The 8,629-nt window shown below is 43.1% G+C and carries 11 protein-coding genes and 1 pseudogene; 10 read left to right on the forward strand and 2 right to left on the reverse strand.

Going from position 1 to position 8,629, the window contains the following annotated elements; genetic code table 11:
- The first annotated feature begins 3 nt into the window (after positions 1–3).
- The 6 genes from BMW55_RS13880 (at position 4) to BMW55_RS13905 (ending at position 3,245) form a co-directional block, all read left to right on the forward strand.
- Positions 4–264 (forward strand): PqqD family protein, encoded by a 261-nt coding sequence (locus tag BMW55_RS13880; RefSeq protein ID WP_089970448.1) that lies wholly within the window; start codon positions 4–6, stop codon positions 262–264.
- Positions 261–623, forward strand: a complete 363-nt coding sequence (locus BMW55_RS13885; protein ID WP_089970451.1) for a lasso peptide biosynthesis B2 protein — start codon at positions 261–263, stop codon at positions 621–623. The genes BMW55_RS13880 and BMW55_RS13885 overlap by 4 nt, the downstream gene beginning before the upstream one ends.
- 99 nt (positions 624–722) lie before the next feature.
- The gene (locus BMW55_RS13890; protein ID WP_170839942.1) at positions 723–1,052 is read left to right on the forward strand and encodes a lanthionine synthetase LanC family protein; all 330 of its coding nucleotides are present in this window, start codon (positions 723–725) and stop codon (positions 1,050–1,052) included.
- Positions 1,053–1,135: 83 nt separating this feature from the next.
- Positions 1,136–1,954, forward strand: coding sequence for an MFS transporter (locus BMW55_RS13895; protein WP_089970456.1), 819 nt, complete (start codon positions 1,136–1,138; stop codon positions 1,952–1,954).
- 107 nt (positions 1,955–2,061) lie between these two features.
- On the forward strand, positions 2,062–2,421 hold the full coding sequence (locus tag BMW55_RS13900; RefSeq protein WP_089970459.1) for an MFS transporter: 360 nt from the start codon (positions 2,062–2,064) through the stop codon (positions 2,419–2,421).
- Between the two features lie 380 nt (positions 2,422–2,801).
- Positions 2,802–3,245, forward strand: coding sequence for a hypothetical protein (locus tag BMW55_RS13905; RefSeq protein WP_089970462.1), 444 nt, complete (start codon positions 2,802–2,804; stop codon positions 3,243–3,245).
- Positions 3,246–3,352: 107 nt separating this feature from the next.
- Here the strand turns inward: BMW55_RS13905 and BMW55_RS13910 are convergent, their stop codons facing one another.
- Positions 3,353–4,717, reverse strand: a complete 1,365-nt coding sequence (locus tag BMW55_RS13910; protein WP_244527567.1) for a S8 family serine peptidase — start codon at positions 4,715–4,717, stop codon at positions 3,353–3,355.
- A gap of 171 nt (positions 4,718–4,888) precedes the next feature.
- Here BMW55_RS13910 and BMW55_RS19970 point away from each other — a divergent pair.
- Positions 4,889–5,167: pseudogene (locus BMW55_RS19970) on the forward strand (AbrB/MazE/SpoVT family DNA-binding domain-containing protein).
- Positions 5,168–5,333: 166 nt separating this feature from the next.
- On the opposite strand, the gene BMW55_RS13920 reads toward BMW55_RS19970, so the two are convergent.
- Complete coding sequence (locus tag BMW55_RS13920) at positions 5,334–6,104, reverse strand: hypothetical protein (RefSeq protein WP_089970469.1); 771 nt, start codon at positions 6,102–6,104, stop codon at positions 5,334–5,336.
- 278 nt (positions 6,105–6,382) lie between these two features.
- Between BMW55_RS13920 and BMW55_RS13925 the strand changes: the two genes are divergently transcribed.
- From BMW55_RS13925 to BMW55_RS13935, 3 genes are all read left to right on the forward strand, one after another.
- Complete coding sequence (locus BMW55_RS13925) at positions 6,383–7,159, forward strand: DeoR/GlpR family DNA-binding transcription regulator (protein ID WP_089970472.1); 777 nt, start codon at positions 6,383–6,385, stop codon at positions 7,157–7,159.
- Positions 7,156–8,010, forward strand: a complete 855-nt coding sequence (locus BMW55_RS13930) for a Cof-type HAD-IIB family hydrolase (protein ID WP_089970474.1) — start codon at positions 7,156–7,158, stop codon at positions 8,008–8,010. Before BMW55_RS13925 ends, BMW55_RS13930 begins: the two co-directional genes overlap by 4 nt.
- Positions 8,011–8,177: 167 nt before the next feature.
- Positions 8,178–8,540 carry a metallophosphoesterase gene (locus tag BMW55_RS13935; protein ID WP_089970477.1) on the forward strand — a complete coding sequence of 121 codons (363 nt, stop codon included), beginning with the start codon at positions 8,178–8,180 and terminating at the stop codon, positions 8,538–8,540.
- Positions 8,541–8,629: the final 89 nt, after the last annotated feature.

Genomic DNA, 8,629 nt, shown 5'->3' on the forward strand with positions numbered 1-8,629 from the left:
AAAATGAGACTATCCATTCCTGAATATATTCAAATTAGAGAAATTGATGGTCAATGGGTTCTCTTAGATTGCAGACAAAATCGCTTTTACGCTGTTAATAAAACAGGAGCAGAGTTTTTGGAACAGGTTAAAGTTCACGGAGAAATGGCAAAAGCGATTGGGACTATGAGTAAAGTTTATCAAATCCCATATGAAAAGGTTGAACAGGATATGCAGTTGTTTATACACCGTCTCATCGAAAAAGAATTGGTGATGAACAGATGATAAGGGCATGGTTTTATCTTGCCTATGCCAACTTTCTTATAAAAACTCATAAGCTAGAAAAGCTGAAGCCATTTCTTAATCGAAGACAGGCGAGATGCAAGGAAGCATGGTCATTTGATGAAGCAAAGCAAGCCTGTGTTGAGATTGAGAAAGCAAAGCGTTTTTTCTTATCTCGGACTGCTTGTTTAGAACAATCTCTTGCTCTGTTTCTGATCGCCACATCAAGGAATAAATTAGTGAATTGGGTGATAGGTGTTAGGTTAGCCCCCTTCAAATCTCATGCGTGGGTGGAAATTAACGGAACGCCTGTTGAAGAAGCAGAGAAAATTAAGGCATATAAAAAAATTATAGTAGTATAGAGTAGTAAGTCGATTTTTGTTTATTAAAAATGGAAAATTAAAATCTCACATGTTAATTGGTTTAGCTCGTATTAAGTCAAAAAAATACATGGAGACCAGTTGTTTATTGATGAGATTGAAACAGCATTTAATACAACAGTGAATAGTGGTATTGGTCTTAATCACTCGCTTTGTCATGGAGACTTTGGCAACTTGGATTTTCTTTTCCAATCGCTCGAGATTTTAAGAGAATCATACTATATCAACAAATACAAAGAGATTTTATCAAAAGTAATGGTTAGTACTAAAAATGGTTGGTTATGCGGTACTCCGTTAAATATAGAGACTCCGGGTCTGATGACTGGGCTTGCAGGAATTGGATACGGAATGCTTCGACTGTTTGCTCCTGACAAAGTTCCTTCAGTACTGAGCCTGGAGTTTGTTTCTTAATAATTTTCCACTATTCTTTTGTGTCAATTTTAAAAGCAGGAGAAGTGTAAAATGAGTGAGAAAAAAGTTTAAAAACCTTTTGTATATTGTGGGCAACTCAAGGGCTCTCAGCATTGGGGAGTGGACTTAGCCATTTTACTTTTGTTGTTTGGTTAACACAGTCAGTCTATCCACATAGCACGAAACAGGATGATTCAATTTTTGCAATAACCGCACTAGGCCTAACTTCATTTCTTCCCCGAATTATTATATCGCCAATCGCAGGAGTTTGGGTTGATCGTCTCGATCGAAAAAGCATAATGTTATTTATGGATTTGATGCAGGGATGTATTAGCTTCGTGATGTTTATCTTGCTTTTAAATAATGGTCTATCTCTCTGGACATTGCTATGTCTGATTGCAGGTATGTCATTGTTGAGTTCGTTTCACAATATCGCATTTGATTCTTCCTATATTATGATTGTTCCCGAACAGCATTTACCCAGGGCAAATGCTATGATGCAAACCATATGGACAGTTACAGGTGTTGTTTCTCCGGCTTTAGCGGCAACTATTATTTCGCTGCCCTCTAAATTTGATTTTTTACCTTTGCATGATGGAGTAGCATTGGCAATTGATCTGGATGCATTAACATTTTTTATTGCCGGATTCTGTTTAACGTTCTTGAAAATTCCCTCACCTGATAATCGTGTGTGTCGAGAAGAAAGCACAATTAATAAGTCTTCTTTTATCAACCACATAAAGTTTGGCATTACTTTTTTGCTAAAATATCCTTCAATGCTTTGGTTAGTCATTTTAGGATTTATTACGAATGTAGTTTATTCCTCAGATATTTTAATACCAATTGTGGTTAAGGAGATCTTGGAAGAAGATTGGATATCTAAAGGATGGAACTATTCATAGTTATGCGTTTCTCGAAACCGTTGGCTTTGTTGGTGCAACTGTAGCCGGTTTAATAATGAGTTGGTGGGGGGACTTAAAAAAATCATATTTATGGTGTTCTTTTCCCATTGTTGATCAGTGGTTTTATGGTTATTTTTTTCGGTATTTCACGTACTATTTATGCTAGTGCTTTTTTCTTGTTCGTCAGGATGTTTTTGTCAATTGTTGATGGTAGTCATGAAGAAACTATTTGGCAAAATATTGTTCCAGCCGAAGTCCAAGGACGAGTGTTTGGTTTTAAAAGATCTATTAGTTATATAGCGCCGCCAATTGGATTTTCATTCGTTGGTTATTTGAGTGTGAATTTAGGCTCATCTACTGTTTTTGTGCTTTTAGGTATTTCTTTAGTAGTTATTACGGTGATTCAGTTTTTTAATCGAAGGCTAATCAAGGTTGGCGAATTGAAACTCAAAGTGTCAGATTTATAAAATATTTTTGTACATGATTGATCTGATTTGCGATGAAGAGCTCCAAAAATATTACGAAAAGCTGGGCATGAAAAAGGCGAGCGGAATGATGATCCGAAATTACCAGAACCAGTCGGGAACGCCGGCTCTGGATTCGTTAGGTACATAAAATATTGGATTATTTGTTTGTTCAGTTAGAATGCAAAGCAAGAAAAAGAACGCGCGATTTGTATTCAAAATGTGAGTAAAACGTATTGGAAGGAACCCGGAAAAACGGTAATATGATTAGAGAAACAGGAATGATTATCCGGAACTGACGGTTATTACGATAACTCATTTTTTATTATGAATGTGTCTTTTGTATTTTAGTAGACATTAAACAGCTGAAAGAAGTTGAGTGAATGCTAAAAAAGAAAGTGTTGGCTGCTGTGGTGTGTGGATTAATGTCTTCCATTCTTCTCTCAGTCATGTTCCCGCTCAATTTTTCAGAACATGATCAAGTTTCAAAATACAGTTGGGAAAGCATGCGTACATCTTTCTTTATTTACACCATGTATTTCCACGGGGCTATTTTGATTTATGGTTTACCGGTCTCATTGCTTGTCGGATGGATCGTTAAAAGGTTGCATGGTTTTTTGAAAGATATTGCATCTTTTCTTCTGCATGTTGCCTTAAGTATCCCGGCAATGGTTTATTTTTATATTTTCCCCCCGATCATTGCGGGGATTTTTTCCATAACAGAGTCTTTGTTGCTTAGAGTCAGGATACGGGGAAGTGAGTGGATCTGGAGTTACGCAGTTTTTTCTATAACGGCGATTCTTTGGGGATTATTATGGGGACTGTAGAGATGAGCCGTAATAACTTGAGAGTTATTGAAGAACAACCCCGGTATCCTCTGGAAGAGTTGCCGGGGTTGCCCAATGTGTTCGGGGTTTATCCCTCCGAATTCATATTAAGGGTGATGGAGAGCGTTCACGGCATTTACAAGGCCAAAGCCGGATTCGGCGTCATATCCGCTTTTATAAATATCTTCAGCGGATTGTTCGATGATGGCTTTTACCTGGGCGGGAGTGAGGTTGTTTTTGCCGTGTTTGGCGATGATGACACCGGCCAGACCCGCCACTTTGGGAGCGGCCATCGAAGTTCCGATGTAGCGGGCATAGCCGTGGCCGATCACATTTTGATTGCTGTCTACAATCGGAACCGTGCTCAGGCACATATAGGAAGGATCGGCTCCTTTCCTTGTTGCCGGGTCATAATGGGGACCGCGGTCACCGCCCGGTGACATGACGTCGATTTTGCCCACTCCGTAGTTGGAGTAGTAAGCAAGTTGTTTGTTTTTGTTTCCGGAAGAAACGCGAATCAGCAGATTGGTGGACGGATCGCGATGGGTAGCGCCGTTGTTCTCTTCATCAAAGAAACGGGTTAATTGGCCGGGGTTGGTTATGTTTGCAGCAGCGTTACCGGCAGAACCGACCACGGTTACCCCTTTTTTCGTTGCATAGGCAATCGCTTTTTTGAACAGGTTGAGATCTGCGCGGATATCGTTGGTATTGTGTTCGGGGTCCTGCAGGTACAAATAATCACCCAGGCTCATATTGACGACGTCATAATCCTTGTCTGCGGCATATTTGAGTGCAGCGGCGATGTTTACCGTTTCCGCGTAGCCATCCGCTGCAAATACTTTCAAGGCGCCAATGCCCAGTTCAGGCCCGACTCCCAGCACTTTTCCGTTGGCGGCAACAGCACCGGCGACATGGGTGCCATGTCCCTGCACGTCCTGGGCCGTTGCTTCGCCGGGAACAAACGATTTGGCGTCTACGATGTTATTTTTTAAGTCAGGGTGTTCCAAATCGACCCCTGTATCGATGATACCCACTACAATGTTTTTATTGCCTTTGCCGCCGGGCAGCTGGTAGCTGGCTCCGTTTTGTGTGACTTGCTGTATGTCCCACTGTTGGTCATAAAGAGAAGGATTGGTTGTGTTCAGAGAGGCTTCCTCTTTGACCGGTTGGTCCTGAACAATCTTTAATGTGCGCCCGGCATCTTCCACAGACGGATTGGCCCGGATTTTGTCCAAAAAATGCGGATCGTTGGAAACAGCCTGGGCAAAAGCAAGCTCAGCATCTGACCGAACCAGGGTCCCGCCCGCATCTTGAATCATTTTTCCTGCATTTTCAGGAACTCCTGCTCCCTTGAAGTTGATGGTGTACTTTTGCTGGCCCGCCGATTCAGCGGAAGCCGAGCCGGCCGTCCCCGGTGCGATCATGGCCGCAGCCAGGAAGATGGAAAGGCTGGCGGAAATCAGCTTTCTCATATTTGTCCCCCTCTGATAAAAGTAGAAAAAGAAACAATATAAACAATATTTGATTCGGTAATCAAATGGATAATCCTGCAGAAGCATCGAAAAATTCCGCAGTTAGAGTGTGTATCATTTTTGGTCTGATGTAGATACCATGTATATACACAGGATGGTGGAGGTGATTTAATGAAATGGAACGAAAGGGGATTTCACATGACCACTCTGGTCCGGAAGTGGGGAAATAGTCTCGCGATCCGCATCCCAAGCCATATTGCGGAGAAATTTTCCATTGAACAAGGCTCTGAGCTGGAGGTATCAGTAGAGGGACAAGCAATCAAATTGATTTAGAAGAAAAAGAAGCCGACACTTGACGAGCTATTGGCTAAGGTCACGCCGGAAAAATGTCATCGCGAAAAGAGGTTGTCGCGGTTTGTCCGGACTATATCAAAACGATTCTTTATTTAAACGATCGGTAATATGCCGGTCTTTTTCTGTCTTTCAGTTTATTTCTATACGATTCTGTTTCTCTCTAATCGTGGGGAGGACATCCATGTGTTATCCACATAGCACCAGGGATGTCCCGATTTTTATTTATTGATGATGTCATCACAGGTTAGAAGCAGCATGCGGGTTATATTCTTTTTCGTACATTGACATCGACCAGCCTCCATCGATCTCGTTCCCATTTCCAGAGAGAAGTGACATCAGCGATGGTATCGGCATTGTAAAATCCGGCGATCCGCTGGACACCGTATAATTCATAAACTCCGTCGCGATCCGGATCGACCGGGCGAAGCACACTGTATGCGTTGGGAAGGATATTGGACGGGGTGAGTAATTTGCCGTTTCTGTAATATCCGGCTTGGTCATAGATACTCTTTTTTTCAGACAGATCAAGAGTATAGGTTCTGTTGGGTTCCCTGATTGAAAGGGAGACTCGGTAATGATCCTGAAATTGGCCGGTGATCGTAAGGGGTTGGGGGACAGGCAGTTTTCTGGGGATGTTATTGATAACGGAGTAGAGATGAAAATCGGATATTCCCCCGCTCCCGCCCGTTTCAGCAGAAACATAAATGTCCGCCACTTGATCCCCGTTAAAATCGAAAAACTGCATTTTCGGATTATATCCGCCCGGCAGGGGAATCGTCGAGCGCCTTTGCGTAGCCCCATCGACCACTTCAATGTACAACTGTCTGTAGTATACCGTTTCAGGGCTGTATCTTTGACCCAGTAAGGAAACCTGGTCCGGGACACGATCACCTGTAACATCGACAGATTGTCTGGCCAATAGAACGACTGGGTTGACCTGTCTTACATAATAAGAATAATGCGGAAAATAATCCGGATGATGGCCAGGATTTACGGCTTGAAATCCGAAATAGGGGTTTTGGATATACATCATTCATCGTCTCATCTCCTTTCCTTCACAGTATATGTAGGCAAATAACCAAGTGTAACCATTGGTCCTTGATTATCCAACCTTAGGGTTTTGCGCGGGCAAGTCAAGGAATCCCCCAGGGTCATCTTTACACCTCCCGGGTGATGTGCTGTATGTCGTTGATATCTGGTTCGCGTTCTTTTAAGCGCAGAGGAAGTCTATTGCCGACATCATTATAAACACTTAAATAAACTTGAAAATACTTAAGTGATATTGATATACTACGGGAAGGAGGGGTGAAGATGTACCAGGAAGAGCGGTTAAAAGCCATTTTAGATCACTTGAAAGAGCATAAGCGAATCAGCCTTGCTGAGATTTGTGATCTCTTTCAGGTCTCCAGGGATACGGCCCGGAGGGATCTGGTCAAGCTGGCTGAGCGAAATGCGATCATCAGAACCCATGGGGGAGCGTTGCTTCCTTCGGAGTATTACGAAGTCAAGCCTTATAAAGAGCGAATCCACATTGAAAATCCGGTGAAACGAGAGATTGGAAAACGGGCGGCGGAACTCATCAATGACAATGATCAGATCTTTTTGGATACATCCACGACGGTGCAATTTGTCGCCGAACATTTGCAGGCCGACCATGTGACGGTGGTGACCAACTCGATTGATATCGCCGAACTCCTTTCCGATCGGGAGCAAATCTCCATTTATCTTCCGGGCGGCAAATTTCACCCCGCTCATCGCTATATGTACGGATCTTCAACGATTGAGCATTTAAAAAACTACTTTGTCAATAAAGCGTTCATCAGTGCGGCCGGCATCAGTGAACAGGGACTCTTTTACTTGGATGAAGAGGACGGGCTGATCGTTCGCGAAATGATTTCCAAAGCAAAGCAAGTGATTGTGCTTGCCGATCATACGAAATTCGGAAAACAGCTGTTCTACCGGGTTTGCGAACTTCATCACGTCGATGTTTTGATCACCAATCACATTCCGGATGAGGATTTGTTTAACAAGTTGAAAGAGAGCAGGGTGCAGATCATTCTAACCGGTGATCAGGAGGAAGAGGCATGAAAATGATCTTTTTGGACATGGACGGGACACTGTTAAACCGGAAAGGAAAGATCAGCAGAAGAAACAAGGACGCGATCGCTCACTTGCAAAACAAAGGGGTGAAAGTGGTCATCGCCACAGGGAGGCACTATGCAGACGCCAGGGTGAGACTGGTGGAAGCCGGCATTTCTTGCCCGGTGATCAGTTTAAACGGTGCCGACATCCGCCTGGAGAATGGCCGGCCGCTCTGGAAGCAAACCCTGCGCAAAAAGGATGTCCGCCATATGGTTACATCAGCGGCGGAACTCCAGGCGTATCTTGAAATCTATTGCGAGGATCACATCTATTCGACCTTTGACGGGAAAAAGCATCTGGATGCCGAAATCGACATGCTTTCAACCCGCCGGCCGGAGGTTTCCCGCAGAGAGCTGGAAGAGCGGTGCAGACAGCAATTTTTGCAGGCCAGAGTGAAGCAGATCGGGAGCTTTGATGAAATTCTGCCGGAAAAAGAAGTGTATAAGATTCTTTTCTTCACTTTTGACAACAAGAAAAAAGTGGACTTTCTCTCTTGTATAAAAGGTTTGCAACGCGTTTCTGTCAGCTCATCCGCAACCTATAACGTGGAAGTGAACGAAATCCAGTGCCACAAAGGCTTTGGATTGCAAAAAATGGCGGACTTTTATCAAATTCCCGTCCGGCATACCGTTGCCGTTGGGGATCACTGCAATGATTTGCCCATGTTTCAAGCGGCAGGGTACAGCGTGGCGATGGGAAATGCCGAAGAAATCGTAAAAACCGGTGCGGACTATGTGACAGTGACAAATGAACAAGACGGGGTGGCCGAAGCCATTTACCATTTATGGCCCCGTTAGGATCAAGGGACACGCATTTTTGCAGGTTACAAATAACGCCTTCTGCCGTGTTCGGTCGCTTTACAGGCAAATAAACACGGCCGAAGGCGTTCGGTTTTGTGTATGGGCTGTGTGTATTGAAATGCTGTTGGGAATGTTTTATTTTGGCTTAAATGAGGTGATCCATCATGTCAAAAACAAATATATCATTGAATAAAAATTTGACACGAAGAAACTTTTTAAAGAAAAGCTTCTTAACATTTGCAAGTTTAACCGGTATAAGTGGCATCTCCTACTCTTTCTTTTTTGAAAGGTTAAACATCGAGATTAAAGAGATAAAAATAACATCGGAGCGTGTTCCTATCTCATTCAGAGGCAAAAGAATCGTACATATCAGCGACATTCATTTTGGTTTTTTCTTAGGAATAGAGGAATTAAGCGAAATCACAGCTGAAATAAACAGAATCAAACCGGATCTGATTTGTTTTACAGGAGACCTCATCGACGATGAATTTAATGGAACTCAAGCAACTCAAGTGTCTGAGATATAGCGCCCCAATTTAAAATGCGACGGTTAGATGTGTAGAGCTCTCCGGTTTTGATAGAATTCTGCTTAAGGAGGAACCGGAGATGAAACGTC

This window comes from Lihuaxuella thermophila (assembly GCF_900110165.1).
Taxonomy (GTDB): domain Bacteria; phylum Bacillota; class Bacilli; order Thermoactinomycetales; family Thermoactinomycetaceae; genus Lihuaxuella; species Lihuaxuella thermophila.

What these genes read in the sequence shown, in the direction of transcription:
- BMW55_RS13910 (WP_244527567.1), bottom strand. Translation starts at nt 4,717, where the DNA reads ATGAGAAAGCTGATTTCCGCCAGCCTTTCCATCTTCCTGGCTGCGGCC.
- BMW55_RS13930 (WP_089970474.1), top strand. Translation starts at nt 7,156, where the DNA reads ATGAAAATGATCTTTTTGGACATGGACGGGACACTGTTAAACCGGAAA.
- BMW55_RS13925 (WP_089970472.1), top strand. Translation starts at nt 6,383, where the DNA reads ATGTACCAGGAAGAGCGGTTAAAAGCCATTTTAGATCACTTGAAAGAG.
- BMW55_RS13880 (WP_089970448.1), top strand. Translation starts at nt 4, where the DNA reads ATGAGACTATCCATTCCTGAATATATTCAAATTAGAGAAATTGATGGT.
- BMW55_RS13905 (WP_089970462.1), top strand. Translation starts at nt 2,802, where the DNA reads ATGCTAAAAAAGAAAGTGTTGGCTGCTGTGGTGTGTGGATTAATGTCT.
- BMW55_RS13885 (WP_089970451.1), top strand. Translation starts at nt 261, where the DNA reads ATGATAAGGGCATGGTTTTATCTTGCCTATGCCAACTTTCTTATAAAA.
- BMW55_RS13935 (WP_089970477.1), top strand. Translation starts at nt 8,178, where the DNA reads ATGTCAAAAACAAATATATCATTGAATAAAAATTTGACACGAAGAAAC.
- BMW55_RS13920 (WP_089970469.1), bottom strand. Translation starts at nt 6,104, where the DNA reads ATGATGTATATCCAAAACCCCTATTTCGGATTTCAAGCCGTAAATCCT.